Raw genomic sequence first — 14,616 nt, 5'->3', positions numbered from 1 at the left:
CCGTAGTCTTTTGCAAGCCTGATGCGTCATGCGCCGCCCCGTCTATCTCGATCTGTTGCGCATCCGCCAGCCGCTTCCCGCCATCGTTTCCATCCTGCACCGGGCGAGCGGCATCCTGCTCTTTCTCCTGCTCCCCGCCGCGCTTTATCTGTTCGAGCTTTCCCTTTCCGGCGAAGCGGGGTTCAGGAAGCTTAGACAGAGCCTGCCGCTGCGGGCAGTGGTGACCCTGCTGCTCATCGTCTATGTCTATCACCTGCTTGCCGGCTTGCGCTTTCTTGTCTTCGATCTGCACCGGCCGGGACTCTACCGCCACGCCCGCAGCTCCGCGGTATTGGTGCTGGGCGCAGCGGCCGCCGTCGCGCTAGTGATCGGTGTGGCGCTTTGGGGGGGCGGCAGGTGAAGCGAAGCGTGGGCGGCGCCCACTATGGCGTCATCGGCTGGCTCGCGCAGCGCATCACCGGCCTGCTGCTGGCGGTTTACACGTTGCTTCTGGGCGTGTGCCTCTGGCGTGTCCCCGTCCTCGACCATGCCGCCTGGCGGGGGCTGTTCGAACCGGTCTGGATGCGCCACGCCACCTTTCTTTTCGTCTTCGCCCTGTGCTGGCATGCGTGGCTCGGCATGCGTGATGTCTACATGGACTATCTGCACCACACCGGGGTGCGTCTTACCGCTCACACGCTGACCCTGCTCATCCTGATGGGGTGTCTCCTCTGGGCGGCGGGCATTTTGTGGGGACGGCCATGAAGGTACGCAAGCGTACTTTCGATGCCCTCGTGGTGGGCGCGGGGGGCGGTGGCCTGCGCGCGGCGCTGGCGCTGGCCGATGCCGACCTCAAGGTGGCGGTGGTGTCCAAGGTCTTCCCCACCCGCTCCCACACCGTCGCCGCGCAGGGGGGCATCAACGCCGCCCTGGGCAACGTGACGCCGGACAACTGGTACTGGCACATGTACGACACGGTGAAGGGCTCGGACTACCTCGGGGACCAGGATGCCATCGAGTTCATGTGCCGCGCGGCGGCGCAGACGGTTTACGAGCTGGAACATTACGGCCTGCCTTTCTCCCGCCTGCCCGACGGGCGCATTTACCAGCGGCCCTTCGGCGGGCAATCCGTTGCGCTGGGGCAGGGCCAGGCCACGCGCACCTGTGCCGCCGCAGACCGCACCGGCCATGCCATGCTGCACACGCTCTACCAGCAGAACCTCCGGGCCCGCACCCACTTCTTCGACGAGTTCTTCGCCGTGGACTTGATCAAGGATGACGAGGGCTATGTCCTCGGCGTGCTGGCATTGGAGATCGAGACCGGCGAGCCGCTCCTCATCGAGGCGCGCGCTACCCTGCTGGCCACCGGCGGCGCGGCGCGCATCTTCCGTACCTCCACCAATGCCTTCATCAACACCGGCGATGGGCTGGGCATGGCATTGCGTGCCGGGATTCCCCTGCAGGACATGGAGTTCTTCCAGTTCCATCCCACCGGGATTGCCGGCGTGGGTTGCCTCATCTCCGAAGCGGCGCGGGGGGAGGGGGGCTATCTCATCAACAACCGCGGCGAGCGTTTCATGGAGCGCTACGCACCTCAGGCGAAGGACCTCGCCAGCCGGGACGTGGTGAGCCGCGCCATCGTCACCGAAATCCGCGAAGGGCGCGGCTGTGGGCCGCAGGGGGATCACGTGCTGCTGAAGCTTGACCACCTGGGTGCGGAGCGCATCGCGGCGCGTCTGCCGGGGGCGCGGGAGCTGGCGCGCCGCTTCGCCCATGTGGACCCGGCGGAAAAGCCCATTCCCGTTTTTCCCACGGCCCATTACATGATGGGGGGTATTCCCACCAACCGCTTCGGTCAGGTGGTGACACCCACCGCCACGGGTCCCGAGGAGCCTGTGCCGGGGCTGTATGCGGTGGGGGAGTGTGCCTGTGTCTCGGTCCATGGCGCCAACCGGCTGGGGGGCAATTCGCTGCTGGACATCGTCGTCTTCGGCCGCGCCGCCGGCGCGCACATGCGGGAATACCTGCGGGAAAACCCCTATCCGCGGCCGATTCCACCCAGCGCGGTGGAACCGGTGCTGGAGCGCCTCGCGCGTTGGGATCGGCCGCGGGGCGAGGAATCGATTCCCGCCATCCGCGACGAAATGCAGCGGGTGATGGAACGCCGTTGCGGTGTCTTCCGTACTGCTTCCGAGCTTGCCGCGGGCATCGAGGAGATCCGCAGCCTGCGGGAACGCCTCGCCCACGCCAGCCTGCGCGATTACAGCCGCATTTTCAACACGGCACGCATCGAGGCGCTGGAGCTGGAGAACATGCTGGAGGTGGCGCTTGCCACCATCGTTTCCGCGGCGGCCCGCACGGAAAGCCGCGGTGCCCATTCCCGCGTGGATTTTCCCCGGCGCGACGACGATCACTGGCTCAAGCACACCCTGTATTTCCTCGAAGGCAGCCGGCTCGATTACAAGCCGGTGCGCCTGAAACCCCTCACCGTGGAATCCTTCCCGCCCGTGCCCCGGAGTTACTGATGAGCGTTCGCCTGTCCATCTACCGCTACGATCCCGAATCGGGCGCTCCGCCGCGCATGCAGGAATACGTGCTCGACATGGAACCGGAAGGGCGGATGCTCCTCGATGCCATCCTCAGAATCAAGGATGAGGACCCGACGCTGGCGGTGCGTCGTTCCTGCCGCGAGGGCGTGTGCGGGTCGGATGCCATGAACATCAACGGGCGCAACGGCCTGGCCTGCATCACGCCCCTGGCGGGTTTGAAACAGCCCATTGAGTTGCGCCCGCTGCCGGGCCTGCCGGTGATCCGCGATCTGGTGGTGGACCTCAAACCCTTCCTGCGCCAGTACCGCGCGGTGAAGCCCTGGCTCATCAACCACGATCCGGAGCCGGAGATCGAAAGGCTGCAGAGTCCCGAGGAAAGGGCGGTGCTGGACGGGCTGCACGAATGCATCCTGTGTGCCTGCTGTTCCACGGCCTGCCCTTCCTTCTGGTGGAATCCGGACCGCTTCCTCGGCCCGGCGGCACTGCTTGCCGCCTACCGCTGGCTTGCCGACAGCCGGGATCAGGCGGCCAATGCGCGACTGGACGAACTGGAAGACCCCTACCGCCTGTTCCGTTGCCACACCATCATGAATTGCATCGATGCCTGTCCCAGGGGTCTCAATCCGACCCAGGCCATCGCCCGCATCAAGGCCATGCTGGTGAGTCGCACGCTGTGAACCCTGCCAAAGACGATGACAGGATGGCGAGGCTGCGCTGGCGCTGCCGGCGCGGCATGCTGGAGCTCGACCTCATCCTGGCGCGATTCCTGGACACGGAATACGCCCAACTCACGCCACGCGAGCGGGAAAGCTTCGATGCGCTGTTGCAGCTTGGCGATGCCACGCTGCTCGCGCTTCTCGAGGGTCGCCAGCCGAGCGAACGATTCGCCCCCCTTATCGAACGGTTGCGCCGATGCTGATGCTTGCCCTCAGACCTTCCCTGCGGCTTGCCCTCCTGCTGGGGGGCCTGCACGCCGGCGCGCTCTTCTGCCTTTGGCTTGTGCCCCTGACACTGTGGGTGAAGCTTTCCGGCAGCGGCCTTCTCCTCATGAGCGCCGTGCACGCCGTTTTCCATCATGCCTTGAACCGTGGTCCCCGTTCCGTGCAGGCGCTTATGCTGGATCAAGCGGGCAGGCTGGAGGTGGTCACGAAGAGAAACCGCCTTGCCGCGGAGCTTGTCCCCGGGGCTTTCGTCACGCCGTGGCTCACCGTGTTGCCGTGCCGCACGGCCAAGGGGCGGGTGAGCGTTCTGCTCACCCCCGACCGGGTGGAAGCCGAATCCTTCCGCCGCTTGCGGCTGCGGCTGCGCTGGGGGCGGCTGCCAGCGCGGCAGGCGCCTCAGTGAGCCCCGCGCGGGGAGAGCACGGTGTTCTCGCCGCGGGGCAGGGTGAAGGGATAGTCGCGGCTGAAATGCAGGCCCCGGCTTTCGTGGCGGGAGAGGGCGCAGCGCACGATGAGTTCGGCGGTGACGACGAGATTGCGCAGTTCAATGAGGTCGTTGCTTACCCGGAAGTTGCGGTAGTACTCGACGATCTCTTCGCTCAGCAGGTTGATGCGGTTCAGGGCACGCTGCAATCGCTTGTCGGTGCGCACGATACCCACGTAGTCCCACATGCAGCGCCGCAGCTCGTCCCAGTTGTGGGAGATGACCACTTCCTCGTCGGCGTCGGTGACGCGGCTTTCATCCCAGGCCGGCAGTTCCGGTCGCGGCGCGGCGGGCTCGGCCAGGATGGCCCGGGCGGCGGCGCGTCCCATGACCAGGCATTCTAAGAGCGAGTTGCTGGCTAGCCGGTTGGCGCCGTGCAGGCCGGTGCAGGCCACTTCCCCCACCGCGTAAAGGCCCGGCAGGTCGGTGCGGCCGGCAACATCGGCGACGAGGCCACCGCAACTGTAATGAGCGGCCGGCACCACCGGGATGGGCTCTCGCGTGATGTCGATGCCGAGCCTACGGCAGCGCTCATAGATGGTGGGGAAGTGGCTTTTGAGAAAATCCGCCGGCTTGTGGCTGATGTCCAGATAAACGCAGTCGAAACCGTGTTTCTTCATTTCGAAGTCGATGGCGCGCGCCACCACGTCGCGGGGCGCGAGCTCCGCCCGCGGGTCGTACTCGGGCATGAAGCGGCTGCCATCCGGGCGCTTGAGCACACCGCCTTCCCCCCGCACCGCCTCGGTGATGAGGAAAGATTTGGCGTGGGGATGATAAAGACAGGTCGGATGAAACTGGATGAACTCCATGTTGGCCACGCGGCAGCCGGCGCGCCAGCCCATGGCCACGCCGTCGCCGGTGGCAACATCGGGATTGGTGGTGTAGAGATAAACCTTGCCCGCGCCACCGGTGGCCAGCACCGTGGCATCTGCGGCCAGGGTCACCACGCGGCCGCGGGTTTTGTCCAGGGCGTAGAGGCCGTAACACCGGTTGTCACCGCGCGAGAGCTTGGCGCCCGTGATGAGGTCGATGGCGATGTGATTTTCCAGCAGGGTGAGCGATGGGTGGGCGCGGGCGCGGGCGATGAGGACGCTTTGCACCGCATGGCCGGTGGCATCCGCCGCATGCACGATGCGGCGGTGGCTGTGGCCACCCTCCCGGGTCAGATGAAGACCCGTTTCCCCTTCGGTATCGCGACTGAACGCGACCCCCTGTTCCATGAGCCAGCGGATCATGTCCGGCCCCTGGCTGATGATGGCGCGGGTGACCGCCTCGTCGCAGAGGCCGGCACCGGCGGTGAGGGTGTCCTGCACATGGGCATCAATGGAATCCTCACCGGAGAGCACGGCGGCAATCCCCCCCTGGGCCCAGTCGCTGGCGCTGTCAAAGAGGGTGCGCTTGCTGATCACCGCCACCCGCTTTTGCCCGGCCAGATGCAGGGCCAGGGTGAGCCCCGCCAGCCCGCTGCCCACCACCACCACGTCGAACCGTTGCACCCCTGCCTCCGTAAGTGAAAGCGGGATCATAGCATGGGGGGGGGAGGCATACCCCTGATGGCGTTGAACTTACCGCGTGCCGGGTGGTCTGTTGAATCACGTTTGGCGTTTTCGTTCCTCAGGCAGCCGGGGGCAGGTATACTTTGGGCCAGATAATCGACTTTCCCGTCCGGGAAATTTCCGTCAAACAACAAGCGTTCAGGGACGCCCACGCGAAAATGGGTGATCGGGAGATCGACCAGGCTCTGGTGCAGCGGGCCCAGGCCGGCGACAAGCATGCCTTCGAGCTTCTGGTCGCCAAATACCAGCGCAAACTGGCGCGTCTGTTGTCGCGCTTCATCCGTGACCCGGCCGAAGTGGAGGATGTGACCCAGGAAGCCTTCATCAAGGCCTATCGCGCCCTGCCTGCCTTCCGCGGCGACAGTGCCTTCTATACCTGGCTCTACCGCATTGCCATCAACACCGCCAAGAATTACCTCGCCTCCCAGGGCCGCCGGGCCCCCACCAGCACCGAGTACGACGCGGAAGAGGCGGAGGGTTTCGAAGCGGCGGAGCAGTTGCGCGATGTGGAAACCCCCGAGGCGGTGATGCTCACCAAGGAGATCGGTGAGACGGTGACCGCTGCCATGGACGCGCTGCCGGAAGAGTTGCGCACCGCCATCACCCTGCGCGAAATCGATGGCCTGAGTTACGAAGAGATTGCCGAGGCCATGAATTGTCCCATCGGCACCGTGCGCTCCCGGATTTTCCGTGCCCGCGAGGCCATAGCCGAAAAACTTCGCCCCCTGTTGGGCACCAGCAAAGACAAGAGGCGGTAATCATGACTGCAGATATTTCCGCCCTCATGGATGGGGAACTGGAAGGGGAGGAGACCGCCCGTGTCCTTGCCCTCCTCCGTCAGGATGAAAAGCTTTCGGAAACCTGGGCGACCTATCATCTGGTCCGGGATGCGCTGCGTCGCAGTGGTCCCCTGTCGCTGGACGTGACCCGGGCCGTGGCCCGCCGTCTGGCGGAGGAACCGACGGTGCTCGCGCCTCGCCCGCAGCCCCGCGAGTGGCGTTTTTCGCCGTGGGCGCTGGCTGCCTCTCTGGCTGCCGTGGGCTTCGTCGGCCTGTTTGCCTGGCAGCTTGCCCGCGTCGAGGAAAACGTCGTCGCAACCCCCCGGATCGAGCTCGCGCAAGGCGCCAGCGCCCCCCTTGTCGTGGTTTCCCCTCCGCCTGCCGCCACGAAGGAGAAGGCAGAGGAGCCGGCGAAAAAGCTGCCCCTGGAGGCGGAGCCTTATCTCCTCGCCCATCAGGAGTTTTCGCCCAGCTACGCGATGGTGGGCATGCCCGCCTACGTCCGCGTGGTGGCCGAGGACACGGGCCAATGAGGCGGTTTGTTGCGGCCGCCCTGCTGGCGGCGGTGACGGGCTTCGCCTTTGCGGCAGCCGGCGAGGACGATGCCGCGGCGGCCTTCCGCTGGCTGCAGAAAATGGCGCAGGCGAGCCACCGCCTCAATTACAGCGGGGTGTTCGTCTATCAGCGGGGCGATCGCGTGGAAACCTCACGCATCGTGCACCTGGTGGATGAGACGGGGGAGCACGCCAAGCTGGTTTCCCTCGATGGCCAGCCGCGGGAGACCTATCGCATCAACGACGACATCCTTTGCCTGCTCCCGGACGGCCAGACCGCGTGGCTGGACAAAAGCCGGGTGCGCAAGCTTTTCCCCGCCCTGTTGCCGGAACCCATCAGCGAGCTCAAGGAATCCTATTCGCCGCGTCTGGGTGGCATAAGCCGCGTGGCGGGCCGGGAAACCCAGGTGGTCATCCTCGAGCCGCGGGACGCCTACCGCTACGGGCACAAGTTCTGGGCCGATACGGAAACGGGCCTGCTGTTGCGGGCGGGCATGTGGAGCCGGGAAGGGGGCATGGTGGATCGCTTTTCCTTCACCCAGGTGAGCATCGGCACGCCCATCCGCCGCTCCGAAGTGCGTCCCCGTCTGGCGGGCCGGCGTATCATCCAGCACAGCCCCGCCGACGAAGGCGATCTGGCAAGCGATCCGGGCTGGAACGTGGGCAGCGTGCCGCCCGGCTTCAAACGCATCTACGCCGTCAAGCGCAAACTTCCGGGGCATGAAGTGCCCGTCAACCACATCGTCTATTCGGACGGCCTGGCCGCCGTGTCCATTTTCATCGAACCCGCCCAGGGGTCGGTGGAGAACACCCTGACTCAGCGGGGGGCGCTCCACATCTACACGCGCGCGGTGGGGGAGCACGAAGTGAAGGTTCTCGGCGAAGTGCCCGCCGCCACGGTGCGCACAATCGGCGATTCCATCACCCATGTCCGCTGACAGCCTGCTGGAAACCCCGGCCCGCGTCCTCGAAGTGGTGGACGATATGGCCCTCGTCGAGGCCGACTATCGCGGCGGCTGTGGCGGCGGTGCCTGTGCCAGCGGCGGCTGCGGTGCCACCCTGTTGGCGCAGCTTTTCAGCCGCTCCCCCCGCGGTGCGCTGCGCGTGGCGAATCCCATCGGCGCCCGTCCGGGGGAGCGGGTGGTGGTGGGCGTTAAGGCGGGCAGCCTGCTGGCGGCAAGCCTCCTGGTCTATCTGCTGCCCCTTGTCCTGCTTCTGGTCGCGGCAGTCGCCGCAAACCGCCTGCTGGGGGGCGATGGGGCGGCCGCCCTGGGCGCCGGGCTGGGCTTGGGGCTGGGCTGGTTGCTGGCGCGACGTGTTGCCTGCCGGCACGGGGCACGGCCCCGCATCCTGCGCCGGCTTTGAGGCGATGCAGCTTACCCTCTACACCCGCGCGGGCTGCCACCTCTGCGAAGACATGGCGGCAGCGCTGGAGGAGCTTGCCCCACAACTGGGCTTCACCTACCAGGCGGTAGACGTGGATGCGGACCCTGCCCTTGCCGCGTGCTACGGCACGTTGGTGCCGGTGCTCGCCCTGGGGGAGGAGGTGTTGTGCCATTACTTTCTCGACCCGGAAGTGCTGCGCAGGCGGCTTGCCGCCGGGCAGGGTGGTGAGTCGGTTTGAGCCGTTGCCCCTAGCCGTGGGACGGGCGGAGGAGCACACGCCGGCCGGCTTTGCCGGTAAAATAACGGGTTGGCAGGAAAGGGCACCTGGGTGCCCTTTTTTAATGGCATGCAGATGAAAAACATCCGCAATTTTTCCATCATCGCCCATATCGACCACGGCAAATCGACGCTTGCCGACCGCTTCATCGAATACTGCGGCGGCCTGTCGGCGCGGGAGATGGCCGACCAGGTGCTGGATTCCATGGAGCTGGAGCGGGAACGGGGCATCACCATCAAGGCGCAGACGGCGGCGCTCACCTACCGCGCGCGGGATGGAGAGGTGTATGCGTTGAACCTCATCGACACCCCGGGCCATGTGGATTTCTCCTACGAGGTCTCCCGCTCCCTCGCCGCCTGTGAGGGGGCGCTGTTGGTGGTGGATGCCTCCCAGGGCGTGGAGGCGCAGACCGTGGCCAACTGCTACACCGCCATCGAGCAGGGCGTGGAGGTGGTGCCGGTGCTGAACAAGATCGACCTGCCGGCGGCGGAGCCGGAGCGGGTCATCCAGGAAATCGAGGACATCATCGGCATCGATGCCCACGACGCGGTGCGGGCGAGCGCCAAGATGGGCATCGGCATCGAGGACATCCTGGAGGCCGTGGTCAGCCGCATTCCGCCCCCCAAGGGCGACCCGGAGGCACCCCTCAAGGCCCTCATCATCGACTCCTGGTTCGACAACTACGTGGGCGTGGTGATGCTGGTGCGGGTCGTTGATGGGCGCCTGCGGCCGAAGGACAAGATTCTGCTCATGGCCACCGGCGCCACCTATCACTGCGAACAGGTAGGCGTGTTCACGCCCAAATCGGTGAACCGGGAGGAACTTTCCGCCGGCCAGGTGGGCTTCGTCATCGCCGGCATCAAGGAACTGCGCCATGCCCAGGTGGGGGATACCATCACCCTCGCCAACCGGCCGGCGGCCGAACCCCTGCCGGGTTTCAAGAAAATCAAGCCGCAGGTGTTCGCCGGCCTGTATCCCGTCGATTCCCATGACTACGATGCCCTGCGCGATGCGCTGGAGAAGCTGCACCTTAACGATGCGGCGCTCCATTACGAGCCGGAGACGTCGCAGGCGCTGGGCTTTGGCTTCCGCTGCGGCTTCCTTGGCATGCTGCACATGGACATCGTGCAGGAGCGGCTGGAGCGGGAATACGGCATGAATCTCATCGTCACCGCCCCCACCGTGGTCTATGAGGTGCTGCTGCGGGACGGAAGGGTGGAGGAGATCGAAAACCCCTCGCGTCTGCCCGATCCCTCCCGGATTCAGGAAATCCGCGAGCCCATCATCACCGCCACCATTCTTGTTCCCCAGGATTACGTGGGCAATGTGATCACACTGTGCACGCAAAGGCGCGGCGTGCAGAAGAACATGCAATACATGGGGCGGCAGGTGATGCTCACCTACGAGATGCCCATGAACGAAGTGGTGATGGACTTTTTCGACAAACTCAAGTCCACCTCCCGCGGTTACGCCTCCCTCGATTACGAATTCAAGGAATTCCGTGCCGCCGACCTGGTGAAACTGGACATCCTCGTCAATGGTGAGCGGGTGGATGCCCTATCCACCATCGTGCACCGTTCCAATGCCCAGGCGCGGGGCAGGGAGCTGGCGGCCAAGATGCGGGAGCTCATTCCCCGCCAGATGTTCGACATCGCCATTCAGGCGGCGATCGGCAGTCACATCATCGCCCGCGAGACGGTGAAGGCATTGCGCAAAAACGTGCTTGCCAAATGCTATGGCGGTGATGTGACCCGCAAGAAGAAACTGCTGGAGAAACAGAAAGCGGGCAAGAAACGGATGAAACAGGTGGGTAACGTGGAAATCCCGCAGGAGGCCTTCCTCGCCATCCTGCAGGTGGAGGGGAAGTGAGGCCATGAATTTCGCGCTGCTCATGCTGATCGCGCTCATCGTCACCGGCGTGATCTGGCTCGTCGATCACCTGCTGTTCAAACCCAAACGCGCCGCGGGGGAGAAGGAACCGCTTCTGGTGGAGTATTCGCGCAGTTTCTTTCCCGTGATCCTGGTTGTGTTTCTGTTGCGCTCGTTTCTGGTGGAGCCCTTCCGCATTCCTTCCGGCTCTATGATTCCCACCCTGCAGGCCGGCGACTTCATCCTGGTCAACAAATACGCCTGGGGTATCCGTCTGCCGGTGATCAACAAGAAAATTTTTGAGGTGGGGCAGCCGCAGCGGGGCGATGTGATGGTGTTCCGCTATCCGGTGGATCCCTCGCTTGATTACATCAAGCGCATCGTCGGCCTGCCCGGCGACCGGGTGAGCTACATGGACAAACAGCTCACCATCAACGGCCAACCGGTGAAGATGGAGTTCCTGCGTCCCTATGACTACGTGAAGCCGGGGCTGAACAACGTCGTCGCCCGCCTGTATCGGGAACATCTCGGCAGCCACGTGCATGAAGTGCTGATCCAGCCCGACGAGCCGCCGGTGCGCCTGGAAGGCGTCCGTGTCTTCCGGTACCGGGATCACTGTGATTACAATGAGCGGGGCTTCACCTGCGTGGTGCCGCCGGGCCATTATTTCGCCATGGGCGACAACCGGGACGACAGCACCGACAGCCGCTACTGGGGCTTCGTCCCTGATGAAAACATCGTCGGCCGCGCCTTTCTGATCTGGATGAATTTCGACGACTTCGGGCGCATCGGCAAATCCATCGAATGAGGGGGAAAGATGAAACGGCAGAAGGGAATGACATTCATCGGCTGGGTGGTGATCCTCGCCCTGGTGCTGAGCTACGTCTATATCGGCATCAAAGTAGTGCCGGCCTACGTGGAATTCTTTTCGGTGAAGAAGATTCTCGCCACCATGGCCAGGGAGCCGGGCTTTGCCACCATGACGCCAGCGGAGATCCGCAAGTCCTTCGAACGGCGGCTTGCCATCGACTACGTAAGCGCAGTGAGCGCCCAGGACCTGGACATCCGCAAGGAGGACGGCGAGAACGTGGTGAGCGTGGAGTATTCGCAGAAAATCCCCCTCTTTTACAACGTCAGCGTGCTGCTGGATTTTTCGGCCAGCACCGCCGGCAGCAAGTCGGCGAAGATGGTGGAATGACCGGCGATCTCAAACGTCTTTCCCGGCGCCTCGACTATGTGTTCAAACGGCCGGCGCTCCTGCGCCAGGCACTCACCCACCGCAGCTTCGGCACGCCCCACAACGAGCGGCTGGAGTTTCTCGGTGACAGCGTGCTGTCCCTGGTCATCTCCACCCGCCTGTTCCATGACTTTCCGGGGCTGACGGAAGGCGAGCTGTCGCGGGTGCGCGCACACCTGGTGAAGGAACCCACCCTGGCGGAAATCGCCCAGTCGCTTGCGCTTGGTGACTATCTTTTCCTCGGCGAGGGGGAGCTCAAGAGTGGTGGCTTCCGCCGTCCCTCCATTCTCGCCGACGCCCTCGAAGCCATTTTTGGCGCCATTTATCTCGATGGCGGCTTCGAGGAGGCGCAGCGCATCGTGGGCAGCCTCTACGCCCCCATCATCGCCCGCGTGGACCCGCACAAACTGTCGAAGGACCCCAAGACCCAGCTCCAGGAATTCCTGCAGGCGCGCCGTCTGCGCCTGCCCCAATACACCATCGTCGCCACCGAAGGGGAGGCGCACGAACAGCATTTCAAGGTCGAGTGCCACATCCCGGAGCTCAACATCCGCGTCCTTGGCGAAGGTGCCAGCCGGCGCAAGGCGGAGCAGGAGGCGGCACGCCTGGCCTATGCCGAGGCAAGCGGGCGTGAGGGGGCGACATGAGCGAAAACACGCCCTTCCGCACCGGTTTCATCGCCATCGTGGGGCGCCCGAACGTGGGCAAATCGACGCTACTCAACGCCCTCGTCGGCGAGAAGATCAGCATCACCTCCAACAAGCCGCAGACCACGCGTCACCGCATCGTGGGCATCCACACCGATGACACGGCGCAGTGGATCTTCGTGGACACACCGGGCTTCCAGTTGCAGTATCGCAATGCCTTGAACCGCACCATGAACCGCACGGTGACGGAAGCCCTGAGCGGGGTGGATGTGGTGGTCTTCGTGGTGGAGGCGCTCCACTATGATGAGCGGGACGAAACCGTGGTGAAGCTCCTGCCCCGGGACCGGCCGGTGATCCTGGCGGTGAACAAGACCGACACGGTGAAGGAGAAGCTGCAACTGCTGCCCTTCATCGACCGTATGGCCAAGGTGTTTCCCTTTGCCGAGATCGTGCCCGTCAGCGCGACCACCCACTCCCAGATTCCGGAGTTGCTGGCGGCCATCCGCCCCCATCTGCCGGAAGGGCCGCCCCTCTACGACAAGGAGGACATCACCGACCGCAGCGAACGCTTTCTTGCCGCGGAGGCGGTGCGGGAGAAAATCTTCCGTCTGCTAGGCGACGAGATTCCCTACAGCGCCACCGTGGTCATCGAGAAATTCGAAGAAGAAGGCAGGCTGCGTCGCATCCACGCAGCGATCATCGTCGACAAGGAAAGCCAGAAGGCCATCGTCATCGGCAAAGGCGGCGAGCGGCTCAAGGCCATCGGCAGCGAGGCCCGCCGGGACATGGAACGACTCTTCGGCGGCAAGGTGTATCTGGAGCTGTGGGTGAAGGTGCGCAGCGGCTGGGCGGACGACGAACGTGCGGTGAAAAGCCTCGGCTATTCCGAGTAAAGTCATGGCGGCGCCCGACCGGCCGCAGGACCATCAACCTGCCTACGTCCTCCACACGCGTCCTTACCGGGAGACGAGCCTATTGGTGGAAATCTTCGCCCGGGAACAGGGACGCCTTGCCCTCATCGCGCGTGGGGCGCGGCGCCCGCGCTCGCCGGTGCGCGGCCTGTTGCAGCCTTTCCAGCCCCTGCGCCTGTCCTGGTTCGGCAAAGGGGAGCTGCGCACCCTGAAGCAGGCGGAGTGGCAGGGGGGGCAGATGCCCCTGAAAGGGCCCGCCCTCATGTGTGGCTTCTATCTCAATGAACTTCTGCTTCGCCTGCTGCCCCGGGAGGACCCTCACCCGCTCCTCTTCGAGCATTACCAGAGCGCCCTGCGGGCGTTGGGGGAGGGAGCCGCGGCCGCACCGGTGCTCCGGCGTTTCGAAAAGGCGCTGCTGCGGGAACTGGGCTATGCCCTGGTGCTGGAACAAGAGGCGATGAGCGACACCCCCATCGATCCGGATGCCCTCTACGTCTATCAGCCGGAACACGGCCCGGTGCGGGCGGAGAAAGGGACGGGCGGTGTACAATTGCGGGGCAGCACGCTCATTGCCCTTGCCCGCGATGACTATTCCGATCCCCTGATGCTCGCGGAGGCGAAGCAGCTCATGCGCCTGTTGATTGCCCATCAGTTGGGCGGGGAAAACCTGCAAACCCGGCAACTCCTCATGGACCTGCAGGAACTGTGATCCACCGATGATCTACCTGGGTGTCAACATCGACCACATTGCCACCGTGCGCCAGGCACGCGGCACACGCTACCCCAGCCCGGTGCAGGCGGCGCTGATGGCGGAATCCGCCGGGGCGGACGCCATCACCCTGCATCTGCGGGAGGACCGCCGGCACATCCAGGACGCGGACGTGGAAATCCTGCGCCAGACCCTGATGACGCGCATGAACCTGGAAATGGCGGTGACCGAGGAAATGCTCGCCATCGCCCAGCGGGTGCGGCCGCAGGACGTCTGTCTGGTGCCGGAGCGGCGCGAGGAGCTCACCACGGAAGGGGGCCTCGACGTGGTGGCCCAATTCGACCGGGTGCGCCATGCCTGCGAGGTGCTGGGGCGGGCCGGCATCCGCGTCTCCCTCTTCATCGCGCCGGAGGCGGAGCAGGTCCGCGCCGCCAAGGAGGCAGGGGCGCCGGTGGTGGAACTCCACACCGGCTGTTATGCCAATCTGGAGCCGGGCCCGGCGTGTGACGAGGAGTACGAGCGCATCCGCAGCGCGGCGGCCTTCGGTGCCCGGCTGGGGCTCATCATCAACGCCGGCCACGGCCTGCATTACCACAACGTGCAGCGCATCGCGGCGATTCCCGAGGTCCGGGAATTGAACATCGGTCATGCCATCGTCGCCCATGCCCTCTTCGTCGGCTGGGAAGCCGCCGTGCGGGAGATGAAGCGCCTGATGCTGGCGGCGCGCGGCCTGTGAGC

At 65.0% G+C, this 14,616-nt stretch carries 19 protein-coding genes; 18 read left to right on the top strand and 1 reads right to left on the bottom strand.

Annotated features, from left to right (window positions below; genetic code table 11):
- Nucleotides 1-28 precede the first annotated feature (28 nt).
- Genes sdhC through K6T56_04705 form a run of 6 tightly spaced genes read left to right on the top strand, consistent with a single transcriptional unit; the run spans nucleotide 29 to nucleotide 3,872 of the window.
- Nucleotides 29-400 carry a succinate dehydrogenase, cytochrome b556 subunit gene (gene sdhC / locus K6T56_04730; protein MCL6555651.1) on the top strand — a complete coding sequence of 124 codons (372 nt, stop codon included), beginning with the start codon at nucleotides 29-31 and terminating at the stop codon, nucleotides 398-400.
- On the top strand, nucleotides 397-744 hold the full coding sequence (gene sdhD, locus K6T56_04725) for a succinate dehydrogenase, hydrophobic membrane anchor protein (GenBank protein ID MCL6555650.1): 348 nt from the start codon (nucleotides 397-399) through the stop codon (nucleotides 742-744). Before sdhC ends, sdhD begins: the two co-directional genes overlap by 4 nt.
- Entirely contained in the window at nucleotides 741-2,504 is a 1,764-nt protein-coding gene (gene sdhA / locus K6T56_04720) for a succinate dehydrogenase flavoprotein subunit (GenBank protein ID MCL6555649.1), read from the top strand. Before sdhD ends, sdhA begins: the two co-directional genes overlap by 4 nt.
- Nucleotides 2,504-3,205 carry a succinate dehydrogenase iron-sulfur subunit gene (locus K6T56_04715; GenBank protein MCL6555648.1) on the top strand — a complete coding sequence of 234 codons (702 nt, stop codon included), beginning with the start codon at nucleotides 2,504-2,506 and terminating at the stop codon, nucleotides 3,203-3,205. Before sdhA ends, K6T56_04715 begins: the two co-directional genes overlap by 1 nt.
- Before the next feature lie 23 nt (nucleotides 3,206-3,228).
- On the top strand, nucleotides 3,229-3,447 hold the full coding sequence (locus K6T56_04710) for a succinate dehydrogenase assembly factor 2 (GenBank protein ID MCL6555647.1): 219 nt from the start codon (nucleotides 3,229-3,231) through the stop codon (nucleotides 3,445-3,447).
- Complete coding sequence (locus tag K6T56_04705) at nucleotides 3,441-3,872, top strand: hypothetical protein (protein ID MCL6555646.1); 432 nt, start codon at nucleotides 3,441-3,443, stop codon at nucleotides 3,870-3,872. The genes K6T56_04710 and K6T56_04705 overlap by 7 nt, the downstream gene beginning before the upstream one ends.
- Here the strand turns inward: K6T56_04705 and nadB are convergent.
- Nucleotides 3,866-5,479, bottom strand: a complete 1,614-nt coding sequence (nadB, locus tag K6T56_04700) for an L-aspartate oxidase (protein MCL6555645.1) — start codon at nucleotides 5,477-5,479, stop codon at nucleotides 3,866-3,868. The two genes, K6T56_04705 and nadB, sit on opposite strands and share 7 nt — an antisense overlap.
- A 188-nt stretch (nucleotides 5,480-5,667) precedes the next feature.
- Between nadB and rpoE the strand changes: the two genes are divergently transcribed.
- The 12 genes from rpoE (at nucleotide 5,668) to pdxJ (ending at nucleotide 14,614) form a co-directional block, all read left to right on the top strand.
- Nucleotides 5,668-6,267 (top strand): RNA polymerase sigma factor RpoE, encoded by a 600-nt coding sequence (gene rpoE, locus K6T56_04695; GenBank protein MCL6555644.1) that lies wholly within the window; start codon nucleotides 5,668-5,670, stop codon nucleotides 6,265-6,267.
- Nucleotides 6,268-6,269: 2 nt separating this feature from the next.
- The gene (locus K6T56_04690; GenBank protein ID MCL6555643.1) at nucleotides 6,270-6,821 is read left to right on the top strand and encodes a sigma-E factor negative regulatory protein; all 552 of its coding nucleotides are present in this window, start codon (nucleotides 6,270-6,272) and stop codon (nucleotides 6,819-6,821) included.
- Nucleotides 6,818-7,780, top strand: a complete 963-nt coding sequence (locus K6T56_04685; GenBank protein MCL6555642.1) for a MucB/RseB C-terminal domain-containing protein — start codon at nucleotides 6,818-6,820, stop codon at nucleotides 7,778-7,780. The genes K6T56_04690 and K6T56_04685 overlap by 4 nt, the downstream gene beginning before the upstream one ends.
- A complete protein-coding gene (locus K6T56_04680) occupies nucleotides 7,770-8,207 on the top strand; it encodes a SoxR reducing system RseC family protein (protein ID MCL6555641.1) in 438 nt (145 codons plus the stop codon). The genes K6T56_04685 and K6T56_04680 overlap by 11 nt, the downstream gene beginning before the upstream one ends.
- Nucleotides 8,208-8,211: 4 nt before the next feature.
- Entirely contained in the window at nucleotides 8,212-8,466 is a 255-nt protein-coding gene (locus K6T56_04675; GenBank protein ID MCL6555640.1) for a glutaredoxin family protein, read from the top strand.
- Between the two features lie 114 nt (nucleotides 8,467-8,580).
- The gene (gene lepA / locus K6T56_04670; GenBank protein ID MCL6555639.1) at nucleotides 8,581-10,374 is read left to right on the top strand and encodes a translation elongation factor 4; all 1,794 of its coding nucleotides are present in this window, start codon (nucleotides 8,581-8,583) and stop codon (nucleotides 10,372-10,374) included.
- Between the two features lie 4 nt (nucleotides 10,375-10,378).
- The gene (gene lepB, locus K6T56_04665; GenBank protein MCL6555638.1) at nucleotides 10,379-11,182 is read left to right on the top strand and encodes a signal peptidase I; all 804 of its coding nucleotides are present in this window, start codon (nucleotides 10,379-10,381) and stop codon (nucleotides 11,180-11,182) included.
- Between the two features lie 27 nt (nucleotides 11,183-11,209).
- Complete coding sequence (locus tag K6T56_04660) at nucleotides 11,210-11,572, top strand: DUF4845 domain-containing protein (protein ID MCL6555637.1); 363 nt, start codon at nucleotides 11,210-11,212, stop codon at nucleotides 11,570-11,572.
- Nucleotides 11,569-12,258: a ribonuclease III gene (gene rnc / locus K6T56_04655; GenBank protein MCL6555636.1), complete on the top strand. Its 690-nt coding sequence runs from the start codon at nucleotides 11,569-11,571 to the stop codon at nucleotides 12,256-12,258. The genes K6T56_04660 and rnc overlap by 4 nt, the downstream gene beginning before the upstream one ends.
- Nucleotides 12,255-13,151, top strand: coding sequence for a GTPase Era (gene era, locus K6T56_04650; protein MCL6555635.1), 897 nt, complete (start codon nucleotides 12,255-12,257; stop codon nucleotides 13,149-13,151). Before rnc ends, era begins: the two co-directional genes overlap by 4 nt.
- Nucleotides 13,152-13,155: 4 nt before the next feature.
- Nucleotides 13,156-13,878, top strand: a complete 723-nt coding sequence (gene recO / locus K6T56_04645; protein MCL6555634.1) for a DNA repair protein RecO — start codon at nucleotides 13,156-13,158, stop codon at nucleotides 13,876-13,878.
- Nucleotides 13,879-13,885: 7 nt separating this feature from the next.
- The gene (pdxJ, locus tag K6T56_04640; GenBank protein ID MCL6555633.1) at nucleotides 13,886-14,614 is read left to right on the top strand and encodes a pyridoxine 5'-phosphate synthase; all 729 of its coding nucleotides are present in this window, start codon (nucleotides 13,886-13,888) and stop codon (nucleotides 14,612-14,614) included.
- The last annotated feature ends 2 nt before the right edge of the window (nucleotides 14,615-14,616 follow it).

Source organism: Burkholderiales bacterium (genome assembly GCA_023511995.1).
Classification (GTDB): Bacteria; Pseudomonadota; Gammaproteobacteria; order Burkholderiales; family Thiobacteraceae; genus Thiobacter.
This window is presented reverse-complemented; position numbering and strand designations above follow the sequence as displayed.